A 25,531-nucleotide genomic window follows, 5' to 3' on the forward strand; every position below is an offset into this window, starting at 1 on the left:
CTTGGTTCTGTTAAATTTCATCCTTCTATCGATCATCTAATTCTCTTATTCTCTTACCTGATATGAGGCTTAATAATAAAAACAATGCAAACAAAAACAAAATATTATGAATCCCTATATGACTAATGAAGAGCCCCGTAGACAGTGCGGAAGCTATCTTCACAAGTGAGGCAATCATCGTCCTTAATCCAGTGATCCTTCCAACCATATCAATTGGGGATTTCATTTGAATCCATGTCTGTGTGACAACTAGATGAGACATGACAAAATAGCCGAATAAAAAAATCAATATCACCATAGTTAAACGCTCACGACTTAACCCCATTAGCAAGGCTAGGAGCATCATCCCCATCATCGTCATATAAATCAGCTTGTACTGCCATCTCTCCATAAGATAGGTGACTAGCAGTCCAGATATAATGCCTCCAACCGCAAAGGCGACTTCGAAAGCTGAATATAGAGCACTTCCTCCATGTAAGTCCTTGGCGATTGGCAAGAATATTGTCGCTGACATTTGGATACCCACACTATTTATAATCGATAAAAAGAAGAGATAAGACATGCCCTTTTCCCTGCGTACAAACCCATACCCCTCTCTTAGTTTGAGTAGATAGCGCACACGACCTTGCATCACTGACTTTTGACATACTCTTTTAATCGAACTGAATAAGATCACAGGAACTAAGAATGAAGTGGCATTGATTGCAAAACAGTAGGCGGGAGAAACCGCGCCAATGAGAACGCCCGCTATTCCAAGTCCTAAGATATTAGCGAGCCCATTCAGTGAAACAGTTTTTGCCATGACAAATTTGAGATCCCTATCAATAAACGCTTCTTTAACAAAGCTCATCACAGCTGGTTTATAAAGGGTATAGCATAGCGCCGAAAAAAATTGGACCATGTACAGCACTGCAATTGAATTTGAACCAAGGAATAAAAGAACGGAAACCCCACCAATCATAATAAAACGAAGACTATCAGTCGCGATTACTAGCTTCTTGGCATCCTTCTGATCTACAAAGACACTCAGAATTGGCGTGAGAAGCAGACTTGGTAAATAATAGACAGCGATCATAACCCCAATAGATAAAGCACTCCCTGTTGCTTGATAGATCAACCACATCATAGCAATCTGTTGACATCCATCACCAAAGGTACTCCATGCTGCTCCGATCAAATAATAACTTTTTCTCATCATCCCCGATCTCTCCTCATGTTCCTTTTCTAACATTATTATATGCCTCTCAAAACATAAGGAAAATTTTATAAAAGTAATATATATTGATAAGTTTTTCTTATGTATATATTCTTTATCCATGGCTCTCGCAAAATAAAATTTAATAAAAGAAATGTGAAAAAAGGCTCATGAGACAAGATTTAATAAATAATAATATTGTGAGTAGTCAATCTCTTTATTGACATTTTCCAAAATTTGCGAGAAAATTTCCTCAATTATTGCAAAGGGGGGTGGTCAATGATGAAAGCGAAGAAAAGATTCAGCTACTGGTATCTCCTTCTCATCATTCCTTTTATAGCCACGTTATGGCCTGGGATTTATGCATTCGATAAGCCACGTCTATTTGGGTTTCCGTTTTTTTACTGGTACCAGCTTATCTGGGTTATTCTTACAGCTGTTATAACCGCTATTGTCTATATCAAAGTAAAAGATGTGGATTAAATTTGGGAGGAAGTGTCTGAGTCATGAACTGGTCTGCACTTATCGTTTTTACTGTCTTTTTTATCTTTGTAACCGTTTTAGGTTTTTATGCTGCACGCTGGCGCCGTGGGGATTTGTCTCTATTAGATGAATGGGGTCTCGGAGGGCGACGGTTTGGGACGCTGATTACGTGGTTTTTACTCGGCGGCGACCTTTATACGGCCTATACGTTTATCGCTGTTCCTGCGTTAATGTATGGATCTGGTGCAATGGGCTTTTATGCCGTACCCTACACGATCCTTATCTATCCCTTTATTTTTGTTGTGATGCCGCGGCTTTGGTCCGTCTCGAAAAAACACGGTTATGTTACGGCTTCGGACTTTGTACGTGGACGTTTCAACAGTAGTTCAATGGCTCTTGCTGTCGCCATTACTGGGATTCTGGCTACCATGCCTTACATCGCTCTACAGCTTGTCGGCATGCAAGCTGTCATTAGCGCAATGGGCTTCGGACATAGTGGGCTTTCTGGAGAACTTCCGCTCATTATTGCTTTTGTTATCTTAGCTATTTATACTTATTCGAGTGGGTTACGCGCACCGGCTTCTATTGCTATTGTTAAAGACCTTATGATTTATATTACGATCATTGTTGCCATGATCGTGATCCCAATCAAACTCGGCGGATTTAGCCATATGTTTGATGCTGCCAAAGCAGCTTTAGCAACTAAAAATCCACCAGGCTCTCTGATTCTTGGCTCAAATAGCTTTTTTGCCTATGGATCACTCGCCTTGGGATCAGCCCTTGCCTTATTTTTATACCCCCACTCTCTGACCGGGGTCCTAAGCTCGAGTCAGCGCAATACCATTAGAAAAAATGCAGCCATTTTGCCTGCTTATTCCCTTGTACTCGGATTTATAACCCTACTGGGGGCTATGGCTCTTGCCGCTGGTATCAAAGTTCAAAATGGGAATGATGCCATTCCTGAATTATTTTTGAAAATGTTACCCGATTGGTTTAGTGGTTTCGCCTTTGCCGCTATTGCTATTGGAGCTCTAGTTCCTGCGGCAATTATGTCTATTGCTTCAGCCAATCTTTTTTCGCGAAATATCTATAAAGAATATATTAATCCACAATGCACACCGGAACAAGAATCTAAAATCGCCAAACTCATTTCACTTATCGTCAAGGTTGGAGCACTCGTCTTTATCCTGTTCTTCCCAAAGACCTATGCAATTAACCTTCAATTACTAGGGGGAATCTGGATTCTGCAAACCTTCCCTGCTATTATTGTTGGACTTTATACAAACTGGTTTAATAAATGGGCTCTTGTCATCGGTTGGTTTGTCGGAATGGCCACAGGAACATGGATGGCTTTCTCGCAACACATGGCCTCCACCTATCCCCTGCATCTCTTCGGGGCCATTATTCCTGGGTACGCTGCAATATACGCAGTGATTCTTAACTTTATCGTCACTGTCGTGCTTACCTTCATCTTTCGGGCACTTGGCCTGGCAAACGGAAAGGATCAAACAACAGAATCCGATTATCGCACCGCTTCATAAAGTGCACATTAAAATGGAGACTCCTAAAATAAGATTTAGGAAGTCTCCCTATATCCTCATCTCTTAAATCAGCCCCAATACTGTCCGCGAAACATTTAAAGCATGCTGGTAAATACTTAAGAGCTGATTGATCAAATCCAAATAGATCGCACTGATCGCTGGATTATATTCATTTTTATCAATCAGGCGATTAAAATGATTAAACTTGAGATCCATTTCAAATTGCGAAACAATCGGTTCCGACTGAATATTTTTCATAGCGATCGCTGTATCCTGTCGCTCTAAGGCCTGAATGGACTTTTCCAGCGCCTCTTCGATATACTCTATAAAAGTCTCTAAGATCTGATAATCTTGGTGAGGCATCTCAATATTTTGCAGCCGAGACTTCTGTATTAGATTGAGGCATTGCATCACATTATCGCCAATACTCTCGATATCATTGAGCACATAAAGTAATTGAACCTCTTTATCTGATTGTGTGTCCGTTAAATCCTGCTGTCCTAACTTCAGTAAATACTTTTGAATCATTCGGTAAGAATCATCAACAGTTTGCTCAGTCTGTTGAATAGGTTCAAATTCCTTTGGGTCCTCTAAATAATAAGGCAAGCGAACAATCATGCGGTCTTTGACCTCATAAGCTAATTGCAGAATTTCAATTTTTGTTTTTAATAAGGCCTCATCTGGCACAGATAAAAGCGTGTCATTTAACCGCTTCGCTATTTCTGATTGTTTTCCTGGGAACACCTTATGGATCATTCGAGTAAAGCTTGGTAAAAAGGGTAAAAACAATAAAGCAATCCCCATGTTTAACGCTGTATGAAAATTAGCCACTTGCCGTTCTAGTTGTCCAGGTAGCCAATAGATACTCCGTCCAAGCCAAGGCAGCAACGTCAAACAAAGCCCAGCACCAACACATTTAAACAGCATATAGGATAGTGCTACTCGCTTCCCTTCTGTCGAAGCGGACAAGCTTGATACAAACACAGGGAGCGTCGCCCCAACATTTGCCCCTAATATTAATGGCAACACCTCGGGCACTCCTAATGTCCCACTGGTCACAAAAGAAATCCCAATCATGATCATTGCTGCACTATTGTGAAGAACAGCGGTACACAGAGCGGAAATAACCACAAATAACAGAGGGTGACTTGAAAGAACAGTGATGAGATGAAGAAAACCTCGCAGCTTACCTAAAGGAACCAGGGATGAAGTGATCAGTTCGATCCCCAATAAAACAAAACCAAAACCAATCAAAACTTGTCCGATGGTCTTAAGACGTGAGCCTTTTATGAAGAGAAATAAAATAACGCCACAAAAAATAAAGAGCGCAGAAAATCTAGAAATATTAAATGTGAGAATTTGCACGATAACTGTCGTTCCAATCCCTGAACCTAATATAACCCCTAATGCCTGGGCAAGGGAAAGCACCGAGCTATCCACAAGACCAACGACAATGATAGACGTCACGGTACTGCTTTGCATAAGACATGTCATAATAAAGCCGCTCATTAACCCTTTAAGACGCGTATTCGTAAACGTTGACATATAATGGCGCAGTTTTGTGATGGCTAGTCGCTGTAATCCTTTACTTAATAAGTGAGCTCCATAGATGAACAGACCCACACCGGTCAAAAAGCTTAATAAGTGATTCAGCATAATTACAGAATCCTTTCATTCTCCTTTTCAAATGCCATGTAATTTTTATAAAGCTTCCCAGCATTCACAAGGTGATCACCAAACCTCTCTAAAAAACGGCACATCATGATAATCTTGGAACCCAATGTTGCATCCAGCTTATTTTCATTCATTGAATGGGTCATGCGCTTATATGTCTCTCGATTCAATCGATTCACATGCTCATCACGCGTTATTAAGAGCTCTAGGCGCTCGCCATCCTTTGCAAGCATACCAGCCTTTAGATCTTGAACCATCCCGGACTCATGTAAGAAAAACCGCTCAATGACCTCAGTTGTTTCAGATTCAATGGACGTTATGTTACAAACGGTCATTACATTGGTGAGTTGATCCCCGCATCGCTCCAACTCTCGGATAATCCTTGACATTGTCATCAACCATTTCAACTCAATCACATCTAAATTTTGTACAGAAATAACATTAAGAATCTGATTTTCAATCTCCTTTTCCTCTGCATCAAGCTTATCCTCCGTCCACAACATAAAGGCTTGGTTTTCCTTGGAGGGTTCACTCAGATAACTCATGCATTGGGACATTAATGTGTCTAAACGGTCAATCATTCGTAGAACAACCTGTTCAATTTGCTTTTTTTGATCAACATAGTAGTTTCTTCTCGTCAGCATGATACGCTCCTCTTAACACTTTATGGGCCCTCGATTTATAGTTGTTTCCCCATCAGAGGAGCCCTGACCATAAATATAATGTCTATTTTATTCAATTCTTTCGGTGTGATGTCTCCTATTTTTTTATTGGAATCCCCTAATATATAAAAGCTCTTCCCCATCATTTCCTCTCCAGCATAAATGAAAGAGACCAATGGGAAATGCCCCCTTGGCCTCTTTAAAATGCCTTCATTAAATAGTCCTAAGTTAAATACTTATTCGCCTGCTCAAATCATGACTCTACTGACAGGGACTGTTTGTTTGTCCTGATGGGATTGATAGGCTGCTTTAACCACCTCTAATGTTCTCAGCCCATCTTCTCCGGTAATTGATGGCATACCTTTCGTTTGGACGCAGCGCACAAAATCATAAATCAGACCTTCATCCATATCATCCCCCCAAGGGATAAGCTGTACCTTTCCTTCACTGTCATTATAATACTTAGACGATTGTTTATAGGCATCCACAGCTAAGGTCCCTTTAGTTCCGACAAACTCCAGTGTGACATCTCCCCACATTGGAAAAGTCTTGGGACGTGACCAGCTCGGGTCAATAGTAGCAATGGCACCAGACTCTAAAGCCAGTGACACCATTCCGCAATCCTCTACATCAATGTCGTAAAATCGTGTATCAAGCTCCGCATAAACGTCCTTAACTTCGGTTTGTAACACCCAGCGAATAATATCCATGACGTGGACAATATGATCCGTTGCAGCCCCACCACCTGATAACGATTTGTTAACAAACCAGCCTCCTGGCATTTGTCCATGATTCGTTGCCTTCACAGCTAAGATGTCTCCCAGATCGCCCGACTGAATCACCGCTCTAGCACGCCTGATACTCGGCGCAAAACGAACGGGAAAAGCAATTTGCAAGATAACCTGATTGCGCTCACACACTTCAATCATTTCTTTAGCATCTTGCACTTCTGTTGCAATCGGCTTTTCACATAAAATATGCTTACCCGCTTTGGCCGCCTGAATCACTAAATCGTGATGCTTACTATTCTCAGAGCAAATCACAACCGCCTCAAGATCTAATGCTAAAAATTCAGCTACATCACCATAAAAAAGACTCCTAAAGGTTTTAGAGGCTGCCAATCCTCGCTGTTGATCATCATCCCATATCGCCACAAGTTCAACATCTGTACGCTGATTTAAGAGTTTGGCATAAGTATAGGCGTGCATATGAGCAAAACTCATCATCCCTATTTTCATCGCACACCACCTCCCATTTTTGAAAGCTCAACCGGTTTTCCAGAAGCTGCCGATGCCAACGCCGCTTGCGCTATTTCTACAGCCTTTAATGCATCATCCGCTGTCACAATCGGAGGGTTTCCCGTACGAATACAGTCTGTAAAATGCTTTAATTCTCTTAAGTAAGGACTCTCAGTAAGCGGACTTTCAGGCACAGGAACACCGCTTTGCTCTGATTGCCTATCACCAGAGTGGAGCTGCATTGTTAATGGCACACCCTCTTGACTGTCATATGAGAGCATTCCTTTATCACCTGTGATTTCATATGACGTGTGAAAACCCGTATGTGCCCAGGTGCCTTCAACATGCGCAATGGTTCCATCCAGCATGCGGAGCGTAACCAATGCATAGTCCAAATCCTTTTTCCCATCAGAATAGGATGCCTGTCGCGTCATGACACGCTGAACGTCCCCAAATGTCCAGCGCAGCCAATCAAAATCATGAATCATTGAATCTAGGATCAAACGGCCGCTTTTATCTTCATCCGCATACCAATTGTTCCATCCATGCGGAAAACTGCCACCTCGTGTTAATCTCACCACACCCGCATTCCCAATTTTTCCCCTTCTGACTTGTTCAGTTGCTTGCACATATTCCGGAAAAAAACGAACGACTTGAGCAACAAATAACTTAACGCCTTGTGCTTCACATAGGTTAATCATCTCATGTGCTTCTTGTACATTGAGGCCTAATGGCTTTTCACAAATGACATGTTTGCCAGCTTTAGCTGCTGCTGCCACATATTCCTTATGTAAATAAGTAGGCAAACAAATGTCAACCACCTCAACATCGGACTGCTCTATGAGTGTACTAAAATCTGAGAAGGCTTGGAGATTATATTGAGAAGCTACCGTCTGCGCCTTCTCTCTGTCAAGATCTACTACACCTACAAGCTCAGCATCTTCAATGTGCGACCAAGCTTCAGCATGAACACGCCCCATGGTACCTAATCCCAAAACGGCAGATTTTAATTTTGCACGCATCGTCTCGCCCCATTTTTTAAAAATTTTTATTTTTCCCTCTTAAAACTATATAATACGAGATCTTCTGCCTTAGACCCTTTTTTTATTAAAATTTTAGGGATGAGACAAAACGAAAAGAGATCACTCTCATACCGAACGATAAGATTTTAAAAGGAGCCAGGGAAACCAGAAGCGTAGTCAAAATACGGAGGCTCCTACGGGAATAGCAACGAGGTCTCTGAAAAACGCCTGAAAGCCAAACATGCACCCTCGTCATCCAGCTGATTAGAATGGAAACGTGCACGATCCACTCCATTTACACCCAAAATTTTATACTCCCTGATCTTTTTAGAAAACTTGGCTTGCACCACTTCGCTGGTACTTCTGATGTGATTTTTGCACATCACACACTTAGGGTGCCCGCAAGCTTTAAAGGCGAAAGTCAAAGTTACATTTATACTCTCTTCCTTTATGAGCGTCAGCGAAATTATAAATTCTGATAGTATAAAAGTAAAACAGCACCATTTCGCTAACAAAGCATAGCGAATGGTGCTGTTATTTGAACTCAATTAATCCCTGAAATATCATTTAAAATATTCCATATAGCACAATATAACCGACCAGCTTAATATATTCACTTATTGTATTTTTCCATCCCGCTTCTGTCGTCCACCACCAAGTGGGATTATAATGTGGTGTCTTTGCCCCCTTATAATGTAAAGCAATCCCCGATCCTTTATAAAGCTTCTGAAAGATATAATGGCTTCGTCTCATATGATAGCTTGACGATACAACAATCGCTGATTTAAACCCATGCTTTTTCATCATCTTTTCAGTATAGACTGCATTGCCATATGTACTTTGTGCTTTTAATTCCGGGATGATGGCAGAGCCCGGTACACCATCTGCTTTCAACCAACCCATCTCTAATTCCGCCACCTCTGGTGTTGGATGATCCCGCGCACCACCATTAGAGACCATGACATAAGGTGCATAACCTTCCTTATATAATGCACTCGCTAGACCCTCTCTCTCGCCTGCCCCCCCACCTAAAACAATGATCACATCTGAATGTACAGGCTTTTCATTTATATATAAGAAAGGACCAGCACCAAAAAAGCCAATCACGACCAGCAAAGCCATGAGTAATAAAAGCATACGCTTTATTTTTTTCATAATTTCATTATACCTTATCACTACCCATGAATAAATTGAAAGTTTAGACTTTATTTTAATCCAAACCGTATCGAACGCAAGCATGGAAACCCCTTCCCTAACCAAGCTCCCAGCTATCGTGAGTGGAAACGTGCACTCCCCACTCCATTTACACCTTAATTCAAAAAGGGAGCTCTCAAGTGAGAGCCCTCTTTTTAATTATTTAAATATCGCATTAGGTAGGAAAGCGGAAACCAACCAATTGGGAGCATCGACAATTTCATTAATACGTAAATCTACAGCGACACTGCACAGCATATATGCCTCTCCCGATGTCAGCCCATACGTTTCAACTAGATGCTCAATCATATAACGGATCGCCTGTTGGGAGGCTTGATATAAATCCTCCCCATGTCCCGTCGTCACATAGTATCCTCGACTATCTGCCTCTGGTGTAGGGGGTCCTGGTATGGCATAACGCGGTTCTGCAATCGTTTTACCCTTATGCAGCTTAAAACGAAGAGTGATCTCCATTGATGCTTCAATCGCCGTCCCGCACACCTCTCCATCACCCTGAGCAGCATGCGTATCTCCTACGGAAAAAAGTGCACCTTCTACCCAAACAGGTAAATAAAGCTTCGTGCCTGCTGTCAAATGGCGAATATCTAGATTTCCACCATTCTTCCTTGGGGGAACCACGTTGAAATGACCGGGTTCAGGAAGAGCAACACCTATCGTCCCCGGAAAAGGCTTGATAAATAATTCAATCCCTGGTAGAAATTCAGTTTTATTCTTACCACTTAAATCGTATGTCTTCAATAGAGGCTCTTTAAACTCATCAGCAAGCAGCCCAAATCCCGGGATAACCCCTGTCCAGCCCCACTCTAATGAGCGAAAATCTAGGATTTCAACTTCCAAAGTATCCCCCGGCTCCGCTCCCTTTACATAAATCGGCCCTGACACTGGGTTGAGCTTATCAAAGTCAAAATGCATGAGTGCATTAGCCTTCGATTGCTTCGTCAATTGTCCACCTGAACATTCAAGAATCTCAAAACCTATCGAATGGCCCGGATCGATTTCAAGAATGGGTTTAAGGTCACGATCCCACCCATAATGCAAGTGGGATTTCATATCATGAATCGTATGATGAATATGGGTATGATGATGAATAGACATGAGTATCTCTCCTTATTCTTCAATCAATTTCTAAGGTTGTCTCTTTTCCTCGCACCGCCAAAACAATGGCTATAATGACACCAATCGCTAACCAGCTCAGACCCAGAAGCTTGGCCTGTGTCGCCAAACTTAGCCAAACATAGCCAATAATGATAAAACCGATAAGCGGTAAAATAAAGTGATTCCAATAATCCTTACTTTTATTTTTCAAGATGTAGTGAACAAATACACTGACATGTAAAAATAAGAAGGCGGTTAGCGCACCAAAGTTAACAAAAGAAGATAAGACTCCTACATTTGAAATAAAGGCTAAACCAACGATAAGCGAGATCACAGCCACAATCACTGTGCTGACATAAGGCGTTTTATACTTTGGATGAACCTTGGCTAATCCCTTAGGTAACTTGCGGTCCCTTGCCATGCTATAAAGCACCCGAGATATTGCAGCCTGTGCAACTAGAGCATCGGCAATCCCCCAAGCGATTGCCGTAGCGACGGCAGTCAAATTACCAAGCCAGCCTCCACCCGCGATATCGGCAACCTGATAAAAGGCTGTCCCAATATCATCAAAACTATTAAAATCAGGGAAAATCAGAGCCGCAACCCATGTTTGGACCATAAACAACACCCCAACAATAACCAAGGAAGCAATAGTCGCTCTTCCCACAGATTTGACTCCACCTTTTGTTTCCTCCGATAAAGTCGAAATCGCATCAAAACCTAGAAAGCTTAGAACCGCGATGGATACAGCCCCCATAACAAGATGCATGCTGAAATAATCAGGATCGTATAGGGGTTTAAAGGAAAATTCTGCACCATTAATCCCTTTAGCAATCGCAACTATGCCAATGACGATAAATAAAGCAAGAACAATTAACTCAAAAATAAGGATGACGATGTTAGCCTTCGCAGTAAATTCGATGCCAAAATAATTAATTATCGTATTAATCAGAATAAACACAACGAGCCATATCCAACTTGGCACTCCTGGAATCATTCCTGTCAATGCTTGAGCACTGACTACATAGAGCAGGGCTGGAATTAAAATATAGTCGAGCAAAATGGACCATCCGGCTACAAAACCAACATATGGATTGATCCCTTTGCCCGCATAGGCATAAACAGACCCTGCTATCGGGAAAGCCTCTGACATTCGTGCATAGCTTAATGCAGTGAAGATCATGCCTACCATGCCAATAAGATAGGCAAGGGCGACCATACCCTTTGAGGCCGTAACAACATCACCATAAATACCAAATGGGGCAATTGGGACCATAAAGATTAGCCCGTAAATTAAGAGGTCCCAAAAAGAGAGACTCCGCTTTAACTCCTGTTTGTAACCTAGTTTTTCTACAGATGACGGTTGTGCCATACAAACAACTCCCTTTCTTCCCCATCATTCAGATTTCTATTATTTTTTAGATAATTAATAGTATTACTAACCTTGCCTCTTGTCAATAAATCTTATAAAAATAAACAATAATGCACTCTAAACGCATGGGGTGTTCTTTTTTACCATCCATGCGCTATAGCTTTTTATACATGTAAGTTAGCATTCTCATACCATCCTGAAACCCTTTTTTGTAACTTAGAAATCTCTTATTGGCAATAACGTTACTCATTATTTCTTCCAGTTCCAGATATTCTTCTTTAGACAATGTACTTTCCAAATATTTTTCAATAGGATATAATCCATTTTCTTCGCCCTCAATTCGCCCATCCCTTTTGTAAAAAAAATCCGTCAAATCATCCATAAAGCTTTCTCTTACAATTAACATAAGCTCCCCACCTTTTGGATTTTTTTAATGTCACTTTTACAGCTTCACACCCCATATAGTCGAACATGTTCCACGCTTTCATTTTAATACGAACACTTGTTCTTGTCAACTTTATACCATCTAACTTTTAAATTTTTTTTAAGTGTTATAATTAAGTAGCAATAAGATCATTTATAAGGAGGGTAACTATGAGTGAATTGGGGCAATTACTAAAAAGCTTGCGTGGAAAGCGCTCATTAAGACAAGTGGCAGAGTTAACAGGACTCTCTCATTCTTACATTTCTGATATAGAAAAGGGCTTTCGCAGGGGAACTCATACCCCTTTAAAAGCATCACCACAAACACTGAAACGTCTTGCCAAGGCCTATGACTATTCCTATGATGAACTTATGAAAAAGGCTGGTTATATCGAAGAGCATTCCATTTACTCCCCAATCTACAGAACACTTCTCAGTGAGGTCAAAGAAGAATTCGATAATGACCCCGAAACCATTCATTTTATCGAAAGTTATCTTAAAGCCCCAAAAGAAAAGAAAAAGCAAGTACAAGAATTCCTTCAGTCTATTCTAAAAGACAGCGACTAGCTCTACACAGGGATAAGAAGACCCAGTGAATGACCAAACCTTGTTGAGAATAGAGCATCCTATCCGAAAAATGCTTCACCGCACAGCTTGCGCGTCGAAGGCCGTGCCCGTGGAATGTGAGCAGCATAGAGCGGAAATGAGCACGATCCACTCCATTGGCTATATAAAAACCCTACAACACGGGTGCAGGGCCTTCCTTTCATACTGTCACATTATTAATCCAATAAAAACTGCTCAATCGCTTTCGCCACACCATCCTCAGTGTTCGAAGCCGTTTTCTTATCCGCTATCTGTTTCAACTCTTCATGAGCATTATCCATCGCTACGCTTAATCCTACCTCTTCAAATAAAGGATAATCATTTAGGCTGTCACCAATTGCCATGACTTCAGACATACTCATCGTGTATCTTTCGCACACCTTTCTTACACCACTTGCCTTGGACACTCCCATTGGATTTACTTCCACGTTGTTCCAATTAGAACTTGTTACCTTTAAATTTCCCCAACTTTTTATTGTAGACATCACTTCTTGAATGACTTGATGATCATCTGACCGCAGGCCAAATTTCATCCAATGTCTCGACAAAAACGCTTCCTGCCACTTTTCCCTTTTGACAGGCCCTTCCGAAGTATAGCCCCAAAACCATGTTTGATAGCTCATTGCTAACTGATGTAATTTCTCAACATCCTCAGGGTTAAGAAAATGACGTTCTATACAAACCCCATCAGCATCCCGAACCTCACTGCCATTAAGCAATACCATCGGACTATGTAAATCCAGTTGTTCTCTATAAGAGACGATCTCTTGTAACGGACGGCCTGTAGCAAACATGACCATGATTCCGGCATCCATTGCTTTTTGAATCCACTTTTGATTTTCTGCACTGATTTGATTCGTTTCATTCAATGTTGTGCCATCCATATCAAGAGCTAATAAACGTATTCTAGAAGACATAATAAACTCTCCTTACTTTTAAACATCTGCTTATAATATTAACAATAAATGCTCGAAAAGTCCTGTGGCCTTGAGCACATTAATCTATTTTCATTCTTCTCCACTTTATGACGATCAAGCTCTTTCATCACCATGCAGATCTAAAAGATCCCCTTTTAACTCAAGATAGTCTTTCCTATTTTACCGGATCTAACAAAAATTATAAAATCTAGATTCAGCAGACGAACAACATAGTCACCTTAAAAGTAGGCCAATGTTGAAGCACTAGAAATCAGCATGATTAAATGAAAAAGTGTAGGTGTGAGAATGTGGAGAGCGCCTTAATATAATGTTCCACCTCCGCTCGAGGCCCTAAAGAAACAAGGTACCAAAATCATCATTAATCTCTTTGCCAAAACAAGGAAAACGGAAATAGGAAGCTCATTTTCATACATCTTTCGCCTGATAGGAGACATGTTTTTCTGTTCTTCGCCATAAACATTATAACGTTATATTTACTTGCTCATTGTTTTGTGCTAACATGGCATCACATCCCTATATTCTAAAAATTTAGATTCAATATTTCGTTAAGGAGGTGACAGATACGGCACAGGATTTTATATTAAGTGGTCTTAAAAGGCTCAATGGTGGAACTCGCGATATCCTCATTAGGAATGGGAGGATTGCTGAGATTGCACCCGGCGGGAGCTTATCTGGAGAATCCCGTATTGATTGTTCTGATTATTATGTATCCAGTGGCTGGATTGACCTTCACGTCCATGCATTTCCAGAGTTTGATCCTTATGGAGATGACATCGATGAAATTGGTATCAAAAGTGGTGTAACGACTATTGTTGATGCTGGCAGCTGCGGAGCTGATCGCATTGCCGACCTGGTAGCCCTTGGTGAACAAGCGACAACCCATTTGCTCGCATTCTTGAACATTTCCCGAATCGGTCTAAAACGCATTGATGAACTGTCCCATTTGGGCTGGATTGATGAGCAGAAATTAACTCGAGCCATTGATACGTTCAAAACATCCATTGTTGGTCTAAAGGTTCGGATGAGTCAGAGCGTTGTTGGGAAAAGTGGCATTCGGCCTCTCTCTCTTGCACGCGCGCTTTCAGAAACAACAGAGCTGCCACTAATGGTTCATATCGGCTCTGCGCCACCAAGCGTCGATGAAATTCTACCTTACTTAAAACAAGGGGATGTTATTACACATTACCTTAACGGAAAAAGCAATGGCTTATTTTGTGAAAATGGTGAGCCACGTCAAGTTTTACGCGCCGCACTCCATCGCGGTGTTCATTTAGATGTTGGACACGGAAGCGCGAGCTTTTCTTTTAAGGTTGCCGAGGCCGCCAAAGCTCATCATATTGGACTCCATACCATTAGTACAGATATCTATCGCCATAATCGCCTGAATGGCCCCGTTTATAATATGGCAAACGTTCTTTCCAAATTTCTCTATCTAGGCTACACTCTAGCGGATGTCATTGCCGCGGTGACGACCCATGCAGCCGATTGGCTGAGAAAACCCGAGCTCGGTCGCATTCAAGTAGGTGCTCCCGCCAATTTGACGCTATTTACTGTAAAGGACGAACCAATCACACTCATTGATTCAGAGGGAGAAGAACGCATAGGCACTAAAAGAATTGAAGCACAAGGAGTCGTTATCAATGGAACATTCATTAAATGCTAAATACGGGCTTAAACGTGTGATTAATGCAAGTGGCCGTATGAGTATCTTAGGGGTCTCAACCCCTTCGGATACCGTGATGGAAGCGATGAAAGCAGGTGGCCAAAGCTATGTAGAAATCGCTGATTTAGTGGACAAATCGGGAGATTATGTTGCTAATCTACTCGGGGCTGAAGCTGCTGTCGTTGTGAATTCTGCTTCAAGTGGCATCGCTTTAAGTATTGCGGCCTTAGTAACCAGAGGGAACCGGCGAGCAAGCGCACGCCTGCACCAGGACCCCCTCACAAGCAATGAAGTCATCCTTTTTAAAGGACACAATGTTCAATATGGTGCTCCCATTGAAACCATGGTTTATTTAGGCGGTGGAAAGCTGATTGAAGTGGGCTATGCCAATGAAGGCAGGGCACAGCATATTGAAGAAGCGATCAATGAGCATACAGCCGCTATTCTCTACGTCCAATCCCATCATGCGGTCCAAAAAAATATGCTGTTAGTTGAGGAAACCTGGAATATCGCCAAGTACCACCATGTTCCCCTGATTATCGACGCTGCTGCCGAAGAAGATATTCAAAAATATGTAAAGTACTCGGACCTTGCCATCTATAGTGGCTCCAAAGCTATCGAAGGGCCAACTTCAGGAATCGTTGCAGGCAAGCGCGAATATATTGAGTGGCTTAAAGTCCAACTTCATGGTATAGGTCGAAGCATGAAGGTCGGTAAGGAAACCACCTTTGGCCTTCTTCAAGCACTCGATGAGTATATGCAAAAAACAGAGCAGAATGACCAGCAAAAAAATACCTTACAAGAATTAACATCTCTACAAGAGATGACTGGCGTTCGAGTCACTCTTGTTCAAGATGAAGCAGGTAGGATGATTTTTCGGGCCAGAATCCACATAGACCCACACAAAGCTCAGACTACTGCTGCAAAAGTTGTGGAGCAATTACGCGAAGGAAAGATCGCGATCTATACCCGAGATTACGGGGTGAAACAAGGTTATTTTGACATTGATCCACGTCCTCTAAAAGGAGATGATGTCCAAGTTATTGCCACACGACTTCGTGAGATATTAGGAGGAAACTAACATGCCTATTTTAAAACGCTTTTACAAAGAGCGCATCGCTTTAAATGTTCTAGCTAATAGTCTCCAAAATGCTCAAGAGGTTTTTGCCGCTGCTGAGGGCCATGTGTTAGTCGGGGTACTTTCAAAGGATTATCCCTCTGTTCCAGAAGCTGTTGCCGCAATGCAGGCTTACGGTCAAGCCATTGATGATGCTGTTTCTATTGGTTTAGGTAGCGGTGATAACCAGCAAGCAGCAATAGTGTCTGAGATTGCTAAACATTACTCTGGAAGTCATATCAATCAAGTTTTCCCAGCTGTTGGCATGACACGTGCAAACCTTGGAGACCAAGAGAGCTGGATTAACGCACTCGTCGCCCCAAGCGGCCAAGTGGGCTTTGTGAATCTCTCGACCGGCCCAGCAAGTGCCAAGCAAAAGGAGCAAGCTATTGTTCCCATTAAGGCAGCCATCGCCCTTGTAAAAGATATGGGAGGTAATGCTCTAAAATACTTTCCGATGCAAGGCTTAAGTCATGAGGAGGAATATAGAGCTGTAGCACAAGCCTGTGGTGAGGAAGGCTTTGCCCTTGAACCAACCGGCGGCATCGATAAGGATAATATTGAAGCGATCCTACGTATTGCGCTTGAAGCCAATGTGCCCCACATCATTCCCCATGTTTATTCTTCAATTATTGATAAGCAAACGGGAAATACGAAAGTAGCAGATGTCCAATCCATCTATCATCTTATAAAAAAGTTGGTTGATCAGCATGGCTAAGATCGCAGCCTTTGGAGAAGTTATGATGCGCTTGCAGGTCCCAGGCTATGATCTTCTATCTCAATCCAACACACTGCACTATACCTTTTCAGGGACAGGGGTTAATGTCGCTTCAGCCCTTACTCGCTTAGGACACGATGGCTGTCTCGTTACCACGCTGCCAGAAAACCCTATCGGGGATGCTGCGATGTCCTTCATTCAAAAGCTTGGTATTGACCTATCCTTTACTGTTAGAGAAGGCAATGCTCTCGGCATGTATTTTTTAGAAAATGGATTTGGCCCAAGACCAAGTCGTGTCACTTACTCTAACCGTTTGGAAAGTAGCTTCAACACAGCTTCTCCTGGCATTTACGATGTGGAAGCCCTCGCTTCCACTATTGATGCTATCCATTTCTGCGGGATAGCGCTTGCTATGAACGATACTGTAAGACAGCATATCACTTCACTGGTTGAGGCCGTCAAAGCTAAAGGAGGAAGGATTATCTTCGATTGCAATTATCGTCCGTCTTTATGGGGAGAGAATGGCTATAAGAAGGCCAGACCCTATTACGAGCACATGCTCACCCATGCTGACATCGTTATGATGAACGAAAAGGATGCCATGCTAATACTCGGCATGCAAACAGATGAAACCCAACCTCATGAGCAACTGCAAGAGTTGATCCCAAGGGTAGCACACCATTATAACATTTCTTTAATTGCTGGAACGCACCGCAGCATTCATACAAACAATACCCATACATTACAAGGTTATCTATTCAAGGAGCAGTCTTTTGCCTTTTCTCAACCCTTAACCTTTTCGGTATATGATAGAATTGGAGCTGGGGATGCCTTTGTCAGCGGTATTGTTCATGGTGAATATCAAGGTTTTTCACCTGAGAAAACCATCATGTTCGCTACCGCAGCTGCCATGCTTGCTCATACAGTAACAGGTGATACCCCTATGTCATCAGAGCATGACATTTTCCAAGCAATGACCGCATCATTGAACGATGTAGAAAGGTAGTCGATGTGAGCATGAATGTCTCCCGAAAAAAAGGACCATTATATCTACAAATTAAAAACATATTAAAAGACCGTATCCTACACGGTGTCTATAAAGTCAATAGCCTTATACCTTCTGAACCCCAGCTTGAAGAAGAATTCAATGTCAGCAAAATCACGGTTCGGAATGCAATTAATGCGCTTGTCCAAGAAGGGTTCCTTGAAAAGCGAAGCGGGAAAGGAACAAAAGTCATTCGAAATACGGTCACATCTAAGCTTTACAAAGGAAAACGCTTTACAGAACTCCTTGTCGATGAAGGCCATGCCTTGAGTAAAAAATGGCTAAAAGCTGAAGCCATTGCTACGGCTAAAGATACTCCGCTCTACCATTTATTTGGCGCACAATGTCTGCGCATCGATCGCCTCTATTTACTCGATGAAAGGCCTTATATTCATTACACACATTTTCTTTCCATGCATATCGACATGACAGAGGCTTCTGAACTTGGTGGGCAATCCCTTTACGATTTCATCGAAGAGCAAGGTATCACATTGGAGAACTTTCGCGATGAGTTCGCTGTAGCAAAAGCCCCCTCCCATGTAGAAAAGGCCCTTGGCTTAGATAAAAGTATTGCCTTATTAAAAAGAATCCGTTACTCCTATAATGACGTTGGAACTCCGATCGAATACAGTGAAGGCTATTATAATACTGAACTTCAACATTATGTCGTGAATTACGATGTATAAAGGTGGGAATCCCCCTTTCTTTTCGATAAATAGAAAGCGCTAACAAAAAGTGAGAGGAGAACCTTTCAAATGAACATTTATTTGTTGATTATCACCGTCGTAGCCATAGCCATCGTTATCTTAGGTGTCTCTTGGTGGAAATGGCACGCCTATATCAGTTTAACTGTCGCAAGTCTTTTTCTCGCCATTATGTCAGGCATGTCTATGGATAAAATTGCAACATCTTACGAAACAGGGGTTGGCGATGTTTTAGGCCATTTGGTTGGAATTTTAGCTCTTGGTACCATTCTTGGAAAAATGATGTCAGACTCTGGCGCCGGCATGCAGGTCGCTGATTTTTTTGCTAAACGCTTTGGGGTAAAATACTTACCATGGGCTATGTTAGTCTCAGGTTTTATCATTGGTATTCCCGTATTTTTTGAAGTAGGCATTGTTATTTTGCTTCCATTGGTTATCTCTATTCATAAGACCACTAAACAAAACATCTTATTAATCGCCCTACCTGTTATTGCTGGACTATCTATTGTCCACGGATTGGTTCCACCTCATCCTGGAGCCTTAACTGCGATCAGCCTTTATAAGGCTAATTTAGGCATGGTGCTTTTATATTCTCTTATCATTGCCATCCCTGCCTCTATTATAGCTGGACCTCTGTTTGCTAAATGGGTTTATAAAAGAGTAATTCCAGAAGGTGAACCTGAATTAATTCGTATAAAAACAGTCTCTCAGCAATTGCCATCCACAGGGATTTCATTTTTCATCATATTGCTTCCTGTTCTACTTATGCTGCTTACAGTCATAACGGGCTACGCCCATCTCCCAAGTCCTTTGACTAAATTTTTTGCTTTTATTGGCAGTCCCGTTATTGCTTTACTCATCTCATGCTTCGCTGCCTTTTATCTCCTTGGCAAGCGGCAAGGTACTGACAAACATCGAATAAAAAAATTAGTGGATGAATGCTTGCTTCCCGTCAGCTCTATTATCTTGATTATTGGAGCAGGAGGTGGCTTCAAACAGATCCTCGTTGATAGTGGTGTAGGCACGGCTATTTCACAAATGTCGGAGCACCTCTCACTATCTCCCATCGTTCTAGCCTTCTTAGTAGCCAGTCTCATTCGCATTGCCACGGGGTCAGCTACCGTTGCCCTTACCACCGCAGCAGGGATCGTCTCGCCCATCATCCAACATATGTCTGGGGTTAATCTAGAACTTCTAGTCATTGCAACTGGTGCGGGCTCCCTTATTTTTTCACATGTTAATGATGCTGGATTTTGGTTGGTTAAGGAATATTTAGGCCTTACTGTAAAAGAAACCTTTAAAACCTGGACCGTCTTAGAAACCTTGCTTTCACTCATTGCTTTTGCAGGTGCTCTCATTATAAATCTATTTGTGTAAAGTCCATAAGCAGCCTGTTATAACCGCCTCCCCCCTTCACTCTTGAGAGGCTTTCTACTCATAAAGAAGTCGAACACTTTCTAACGAATGTGTTCGGCTTCTTCAATAAATCCATGATAGGCTCGGTCAAAAACCTTAGCTCTTTACAAATCCACAGGTCTGAGGAAGGCTTTTAAGAGAAGATTGTACTTACTTTTACAATTGTTTGAGTCTACTATTTTGTCTGCGCTTCCTATTAGCCAGTAGCCTAAACTTAGTTGCCTTCGTTTTGTACTAGCCCCTACAATTAATCATGCTTTAAGTTCCTTACAAAGAACAGGTCATTCATTCAAAACACACTGTGCTTTAATTAAATGGGCCAATAAAGCAGACTTCCTTGTTATATAACTCATATCTACGTATTCATTTTCTGAATGGGCGAAGTTTCCCACAGCCCCCATACCATCTAGAGTCGGGATGCCCAATGCCGCTGTGAAATTTCCATCACTTGCTCCACCCGTGCTGGCCTCTTCTATCTTCAAACCAATATTAGAACCTATTTGCTGGGCTTGGTGAAAGAGTTGTCGGCTGACCTGCTTCTCCATTGGCGGTCTTTTAATCCCTTCTTTCACTGTAATTCTCGTATGATTTAATCGAGGCTTTAAGTTAAGAATCAGCGCGATTAATCGGTCCATCTCGCGTTGTGTGACAGTCCTCAGATCTACCTCTGCCTCCGCTTGATCACAGACGACATTAACCGAGTGTCCACCATTCGCTATCCCTACATTAACTGTCGAACCGGTATTATAATCTGTTAACCCATGCAAATAGATGATCTGGTAAGCCAACTCTTCTAAAGCACTGCATCCTTTACTAGGATCAATACCCGCATGAGCTGCAACACCCTCCACTTCAACCTTGAAGCGTCGCACGCCTTTTCGTGCAGTTTTTAAGGCGCCCTTCTTCCCTAGTGCGGGTTCAAGAACAAAGACTGCGTCACTCTTCAGTGCTTCCTCCTCAATATATGCTTGAGAGGTCGGACTTCCCATTTCTTCGTCCGTATTAATAAAAAAAACTATTTTTTTAGAAAGAGCATGATGCGTTATAACAGAATAAATGGCATAAAGCCCCTGAATTAAACCACATTTCATATCAAACACACCAGGACCAAATAGTTTACCGTCTTTCACATGAAATGACCGACGCTGAGCTTCTCCCACAGGAAACACCGTATCAATATGTCCCAGAATTAAGATTTGTTTGTCTCCAGCTCCAATACTTAACTTAACATGATTGCCATATTGCTCTTGCTTAACGACAGCTATTTTTGCCTGTGTTAGCTCTTGAACCCGACTGGAAAAAAACAGCATCGCCTTATCCGTCAAAGATTTCTCATCACTTGGAGAATCAAGGTTTACAAGCTGTTCCAAATCTCTGAGCATAGTAGAAAACCGCGCATCGATAAATGTCAGTAATTCACTCATTTCCTTACCTCCTCGCCATGGCTTTCCAGCCAGCTGCAAATGGTCTCTAACCGAGAAATCCGTTGCTGCGGAGGGCCTGTCGCAGCCATCGCATGAGAGGAACCGGGGTACATCATAAACTTGACCTTTTTCCCCAGTCGTTTTAATGCTGTATACCACTGCTCACCTTGCTCAATGGGAACACGATGATCCTCACCACTATGAATAATGAGCACAGGAGTATTTACTTGATGAGCATAACGAATAGGAGAGCGCTCCATAATAAACGGCTCGTCTGTCCACAAATCAACATTGCCAAATTCCGTTCGATTAATCACGAAGCCCAGATCACTATTGCCCATTTTACTGTAAAGATTACTAATGGCCCGCTCCGATATAGCTGCCTGGAAACGATCATTATGAGAAATAATCCAATTAACAAGATAGCCGGCATAGCTCCCACCCATAATATAATGAGGGGATGGCAGGCCAAAATGGGTAACACCTTGATCAAAGAAACCCAAGATAGCCTCAACATCCTTTTTCCCCCACTCCTTTATGACAGCAGAAGAAAAGGCCTGTCCATATCCGGTACTCCCGATCGGATTACAAAATACCACATGATACCCTTGGCTACATAAAAACCAAAAGTCAAAGAAAAATGTTTCTCCATAGGCTGCATGTGGACCACCATGCATTAACAGGACAGTCCCCCGTGACACCTGGTCTTCTGCCCACATATGCCAGCCCTCAGTTTGTATCTGATCAGGCGCCTCATATAGATAATGCTCGACGCGAATAGAAGCTGTCTGAGAAAATATATCTTTATTAAAGGAGGTACAGCCTTTCACCTTTATCTTTTCTTTATAATCCCAAAACGCATGGAAAAATTCTGCTGGTTGGTAAAAGGAATCCGCCAGATAAATCACCTCAAGAGAGCTTTCATCACATGTCACCACATCGAAGGCTATAATGTTTTGGTTGATTGGGATGGATGTAAGTGTCTCCCTTCTCATATCATATAAATAGAGCTGCTGCTTTCCCTTGGACGCAGCAGTAAAAATCACAAACTTACCTTGTAATTTTAAGGCAGGGTTTGCCCCCGTACGCTTACAATCGCTCATCACAGAAAATTTAATGGGCCCATCCAGATCCGGTAATAGCCGCTGAGCAGGCTTGTGCTCCTTTATCAAATAGAGCTTATCAAATTCAAAGCTATTTTCATCCATTTCTTTTCCAACCGCAAGCAGGGCGTCATCACTAGTAAAAATCAATGCAGAAATATCCTTTAGCTGCGGGAACCACTCACTTTGATGATTAGTCTTTAAGTGAACCTGGCGAATGTATGGCTGCTTAAGCTCATCATCCTGTTCTGAAAACATCTGGACATAAGCAAGCCGTTCACCCTCTCGATCAAAGGCTGGGCATTGATGATCAGATTCTCCACTGGAGATTTGCATGATACTGCCATGATTAATATCTAAGATAAAAATATGCGTATAGCCAATCGTCAGACCTTCCCCATCTAATTTATAACGTAATCTCTTAATCTCATATGCTGGTTGACTCAAATCTTGAACGCGGCTGACAAATGCAATTCTATCATTTTTGGGACTCCAAGCGTATTCCTTCACTTTTCCGTGCAAAGGATACGTTAACAGACCTTGAGAGGGAAAATGATAGATGCACATTTCAACATGATGATCCTTTTGTCTTATAAAAGCCAATTTGTCCCCCTGGGGGGACCAGCTTGGATTAGAATAATCATAACCATGTTCTTCTTTTAATAGAGGGGCTCCTTCACAGCTTTCTAAATCAAATAATATCAACTGAGTGGGGTAGCGGTTTTGCTTTATGCTCATTCGCGATGTCACAAACACGGCCCACCGCTTATTGTTAGGATTGATAGTTGGTCGTCCCAGCAATGTAAGTTTTTCCATCGCTTCAGGCTTCAACGTCATTGCACACCCTCCTCAACACCTTCGGCAAAATGACAAGCGACCCAATGCTTGGCGTCAACTTCCCGCCACGCTGGCTCTTCCCTCTTACATCTTTCTTGTGCAAGAGGACATCTTGTATGAAACCGACAGCCTGTCGGCGGATTCAAAGGACTTGGCAGATCACCCTTCAGCTTGATTTTCTCTCGATTGCGCTGCGTCTCTGGATGCGGTAAAGGTACCGCACTCATCAAAGCTTTAGTATAGGGATGAAGTGGTTTGGAGAAGATCGCTTGCTTGTCACCGAGCTCCACTATTTTTCCTAAATACATAACACCCACTTGGTCGCTGATATGTCGAACGATGGATAGATCATGAGAAATAAATAAATAGGTAAGATTTAATTCCGTTTGAAGCCTGCGAAAGAGATTGACAATTTGTGATTGGACAGAGACATCCAAAGCAGAAACCGGTTCATCACATACAATGAATTTGGGCCGTAACGCGATGGCACGGGCAATGACGATCCGCTGCCTTTGTCCACCGGAAAACTGATGCGGATATTTATCCAACGCATTTTTGGGTAGACCAACCATATCGATTAATTTTTCTACTTCAGCAGTCAGTTCCCTCCCACGATACAGCCGATGAATTTTAAAAGGCTCCTCCAATATGTCTCTGACCCGCATCCGACTATTTAAAGAGGAATATGGATCCTGAAAAATAATTTGAATTTCCTTTCTTAAATAGCGCAGCGCCTTTCCTTTAAATTGAGTGATATCTTTTCCTTGAAAGAAAACCTGCCCTGATGTTGCCCGGTCAAGATTCAAGACGGCTTGTCCCGTAGTCGATTTTCCACAACCGCTCTCTCCAACAAGACCAAGAGTCTTACCAGCCCCAATGCTAAAGGATACACCGTCCACGGCTTTAACCACACTATCTTTCCGATTCCCTTGTCTTGAGGCATAATATTTTTTTAGATTATCAACAACAACAAGTGGATCAGGATTCAAGACGGTTGCTTCATTTTCCAATCGTTTCATCTCCAATCGGATGCCAGCAAGCCACAAAGTGATCGGCATGACCTGTAGGTGCCAGCTGCGGATTTTGTACTCGACATTTTTCTGAAACATTCTTACATCTATCCTGAAAAGGACAGCCAGCGGGTAGCGCACTCAAATCAGGAACACTGCCTTTAATGGAGTCTAACTCCCCCTCATAATCTGTTGTCAGATCTGGGATACTATTCAAAAGCCCCTTTGTATACGGATGACTCGGATGATCATATAGCTCATGCACTGTTGCGATCTCCACAATATGTCCGGCATACATGACTGCAACTTTATCTGCAACATCCGCGACTACGCCCAGATCATGAGTAATGATGAGAATCGAGGTTTGGTAACGCTCTCTTATGTCTTTAATCAAATCGAGAATTTGCGATTGAATCGTGACATCCAGTGCCGTGGTTGGCTCATCAGCAATGATTAATTTTGGGTCACAGGCAAGTGCCATCGCTATCATGATCCGCTGTCTCATTCCCCCAGACAACTCATAAGGAAACTGATGATAACGTGCTTCTGGCTCCGGTATACCAACAGATTGCAGGAGTTCAATGACCCTTTGCCGCCTTTTTGCTCGACTTATTTTCTTGTGTAAAATCAGAGACTCTTCAATTTGTTTCCCCACAGGGATAAGCGGATTTAAAGCCGTCATCGGCTCTTGAAAAATCATTGAAATCGTGTTGCCTCTAAGTCGTTTCATTGCCTTTTCTGGTAAATGTGTGATAGAGGTTCCAGCTAATTGAATCTCCCCGCCGGTTATCTTAGCGTTTTTAGGGAGCAGCTTTATTGATGACAACGATGTTAAGCTTTTTCCACATCCACTCTCCCCGACTAAACCTAAAATCTCACCACGACGAATAGTAAAATTCAGACCATGCAGTGCAGTGACATGACTATCAAAATTATCAAATTCAAGAAAGAGATCCTTTACCGCTAATACCACGTCATCATCCTTATTTATCGGTTGCATAGTGCTTTCAAGACTCATAGCTACCGTTCC

Annotated in this window: 24 protein-coding genes; 9 read left to right on the forward strand and 15 right to left on the reverse strand. The window is 42.2% G+C overall.

Features of this window, described 5'->3' with window-relative positions; genetic code table 11:
* Positions 1-25 precede the first annotated feature (25 nt).
* Positions 26-1,198, reverse strand: coding sequence for an MFS transporter (locus tag IEW82_RS00715; protein ID WP_188687862.1), 1,173 nt, complete (start codon positions 1,196-1,198; stop codon positions 26-28).
* Between the two features lie 276 nt (positions 1,199-1,474).
* On the opposite strand from IEW82_RS00715, the gene IEW82_RS00720 reads away from it, so the two are divergent.
* Both IEW82_RS00720 and mctP read left to right on the forward strand, forming a co-directional pair.
* Entirely contained in the window at positions 1,475-1,678 is a 204-nt protein-coding gene (locus tag IEW82_RS00720) for a DUF3311 domain-containing protein (protein ID WP_188687865.1), read from the forward strand.
* Positions 1,679-1,701: 23 nt separating this feature from the next.
* Positions 1,702-3,219 carry a monocarboxylate uptake permease MctP gene (mctP, locus tag IEW82_RS00725; RefSeq protein ID WP_188687867.1) on the forward strand — a complete coding sequence of 506 codons (1,518 nt, stop codon included), beginning with the start codon at positions 1,702-1,704 and terminating at the stop codon, positions 3,217-3,219.
* Between the two features lie 63 nt (positions 3,220-3,282).
* Here the strand turns inward: mctP and IEW82_RS00730 are convergent, their stop codons facing one another.
* From IEW82_RS00730 to IEW82_RS00770, 9 genes are all read right to left on the reverse strand, one after another.
* Positions 3,283-4,875, reverse strand: coding sequence for a Na/Pi cotransporter family protein (locus IEW82_RS00730; protein WP_188687869.1), 1,593 nt, complete (start codon positions 4,873-4,875; stop codon positions 3,283-3,285).
* A gap of 2 nt (positions 4,876-4,877) precedes the next feature.
* Complete coding sequence (locus IEW82_RS00735; protein WP_188687872.1) at positions 4,878-5,537, reverse strand: phosphate signaling complex PhoU family protein; 660 nt, start codon at positions 5,535-5,537, stop codon at positions 4,878-4,880.
* A 35-nt stretch (positions 5,538-5,572) separates the two neighbouring features.
* A complete protein-coding gene (locus IEW82_RS00740; RefSeq protein WP_188687874.1) occupies positions 5,573-5,731 on the reverse strand; it encodes a hypothetical protein in 159 nt (52 codons plus the stop codon).
* Positions 5,732-5,803: 72 nt separating this feature from the next.
* Positions 5,804-6,793 (reverse strand): Gfo/Idh/MocA family protein, encoded by a 990-nt coding sequence (locus tag IEW82_RS00745; protein WP_188687875.1) that lies wholly within the window; start codon positions 6,791-6,793, stop codon positions 5,804-5,806.
* On the reverse strand, positions 6,790-7,815 hold the full coding sequence (locus tag IEW82_RS00750; protein ID WP_188687877.1) for a Gfo/Idh/MocA family protein: 1,026 nt from the start codon (positions 7,813-7,815) through the stop codon (positions 6,790-6,792). The genes IEW82_RS00745 and IEW82_RS00750 overlap by 4 nt, the downstream gene beginning before the upstream one ends.
* A gap of 567 nt (positions 7,816-8,382) precedes the next feature.
* Positions 8,383-8,970 (reverse strand): YdcF family protein, encoded by a 588-nt coding sequence (locus IEW82_RS00755; RefSeq protein ID WP_188687879.1) that lies wholly within the window; start codon positions 8,968-8,970, stop codon positions 8,383-8,385.
* Between the two features lie 198 nt (positions 8,971-9,168).
* Complete coding sequence (locus IEW82_RS00760; protein WP_188687881.1) at positions 9,169-10,125, reverse strand: acetamidase/formamidase family protein; 957 nt, start codon at positions 10,123-10,125, stop codon at positions 9,169-9,171.
* Positions 10,126-10,144: 19 nt separating this feature from the next.
* Entirely contained in the window at positions 10,145-11,497 is a 1,353-nt protein-coding gene (locus tag IEW82_RS00765; protein WP_188687883.1) for an APC family permease, read from the reverse strand.
* A gap of 154 nt (positions 11,498-11,651) precedes the next feature.
* Positions 11,652-11,903, reverse strand: a complete 252-nt coding sequence (locus tag IEW82_RS00770; protein ID WP_188687885.1) for a hypothetical protein — start codon at positions 11,901-11,903, stop codon at positions 11,652-11,654.
* A 188-nt stretch (positions 11,904-12,091) separates the two neighbouring features.
* Between IEW82_RS00770 and IEW82_RS00775 the strand changes: the two genes are divergently transcribed.
* A complete protein-coding gene (locus tag IEW82_RS00775; RefSeq protein ID WP_188687887.1) occupies positions 12,092-12,487 on the forward strand; it encodes a helix-turn-helix domain-containing protein in 396 nt (131 codons plus the stop codon).
* A 215-nt stretch (positions 12,488-12,702) separates the two neighbouring features.
* On the opposite strand, the gene IEW82_RS00780 is transcribed toward IEW82_RS00775, so the two are convergent.
* The gene (locus IEW82_RS00780) at positions 12,703-13,443 is read right to left on the reverse strand and encodes a Cof-type HAD-IIB family hydrolase (protein WP_188687889.1); all 741 of its coding nucleotides are present in this window, start codon (positions 13,441-13,443) and stop codon (positions 12,703-12,705) included.
* Between the two features lie 574 nt (positions 13,444-14,017).
* On the opposite strand from IEW82_RS00780, the gene IEW82_RS00785 reads away from it, so the two are divergent.
* From IEW82_RS00785 to IEW82_RS00810, 6 genes are all read left to right on the forward strand, one after another.
* Positions 14,018-15,127: an amidohydrolase/deacetylase family metallohydrolase gene (locus tag IEW82_RS00785; RefSeq protein ID WP_188687890.1), complete on the forward strand. Its 1,110-nt coding sequence runs from the start codon at positions 14,018-14,020 to the stop codon at positions 15,125-15,127.
* Positions 15,105-16,208 (forward strand): DgaE family pyridoxal phosphate-dependent ammonia lyase, encoded by a 1,104-nt coding sequence (locus IEW82_RS00790; protein WP_188687892.1) that lies wholly within the window; start codon positions 15,105-15,107, stop codon positions 16,206-16,208. Before IEW82_RS00785 ends, IEW82_RS00790 begins: the two co-directional genes overlap by 23 nt.
* 1 nt (position 16,209) lies before the next feature.
* Entirely contained in the window at positions 16,210-16,962 is a 753-nt protein-coding gene (dagF, locus tag IEW82_RS00795) for a 2-dehydro-3-deoxy-phosphogluconate aldolase (RefSeq protein WP_188687894.1), read from the forward strand.
* The gene (locus tag IEW82_RS00800) at positions 16,955-17,968 is read left to right on the forward strand and encodes a sugar kinase (RefSeq protein ID WP_188687895.1); all 1,014 of its coding nucleotides are present in this window, start codon (positions 16,955-16,957) and stop codon (positions 17,966-17,968) included. Before dagF ends, IEW82_RS00800 begins: the two co-directional genes overlap by 8 nt.
* An 11-nt stretch (positions 17,969-17,979) precedes the next feature.
* Entirely contained in the window at positions 17,980-18,693 is a 714-nt protein-coding gene (locus IEW82_RS00805; RefSeq protein ID WP_188687897.1) for a GntR family transcriptional regulator, read from the forward strand.
* A gap of 69 nt (positions 18,694-18,762) precedes the next feature.
* Positions 18,763-20,088 (forward strand): GntP family permease, encoded by a 1,326-nt coding sequence (locus tag IEW82_RS00810; RefSeq protein ID WP_188687899.1) that lies wholly within the window; start codon positions 18,763-18,765, stop codon positions 20,086-20,088.
* Positions 20,089-20,408: 320 nt separating this feature from the next.
* Here IEW82_RS00810 and IEW82_RS00815 read toward each other — a convergent pair whose 3' ends face one another.
* Genes IEW82_RS00815 through IEW82_RS00830 form a run of 4 tightly spaced genes read right to left on the reverse strand, consistent with a single transcriptional unit; the run spans position 20,409 to position 25,519 of the window.
* Positions 20,409-21,551 carry a M20 family metallopeptidase gene (locus tag IEW82_RS00815; RefSeq protein WP_188687901.1) on the reverse strand — a complete coding sequence of 381 codons (1,143 nt, stop codon included), beginning with the start codon at positions 21,549-21,551 and terminating at the stop codon, positions 20,409-20,411.
* Positions 21,548-23,491, reverse strand: coding sequence for an alpha/beta hydrolase family protein (locus tag IEW82_RS00820; protein WP_188687903.1), 1,944 nt, complete (start codon positions 23,489-23,491; stop codon positions 21,548-21,550). The genes IEW82_RS00815 and IEW82_RS00820 overlap by 4 nt, the downstream gene beginning before the upstream one ends.
* Complete coding sequence (locus IEW82_RS00825; RefSeq protein ID WP_188688857.1) at positions 23,488-24,510, reverse strand: ABC transporter ATP-binding protein; 1,023 nt, start codon at positions 24,508-24,510, stop codon at positions 23,488-23,490. The genes IEW82_RS00820 and IEW82_RS00825 overlap by 4 nt, the downstream gene beginning before the upstream one ends.
* Positions 24,491-25,519, reverse strand: a complete 1,029-nt coding sequence (locus IEW82_RS00830; RefSeq protein ID WP_188687905.1) for an ABC transporter ATP-binding protein — start codon at positions 25,517-25,519, stop codon at positions 24,491-24,493. Before IEW82_RS00830 ends, IEW82_RS00825 begins: the two co-directional genes overlap by 20 nt.
* Positions 25,520-25,531 lie beyond the last annotated feature (12 nt).

Origin of the sequence: Pullulanibacillus camelliae (assembly GCF_014642655.1) — a bacterium.
GTDB lineage: Bacteria > Bacillota > Bacilli > Bacillales > Sporolactobacillaceae > Pullulanibacillus > Pullulanibacillus camelliae.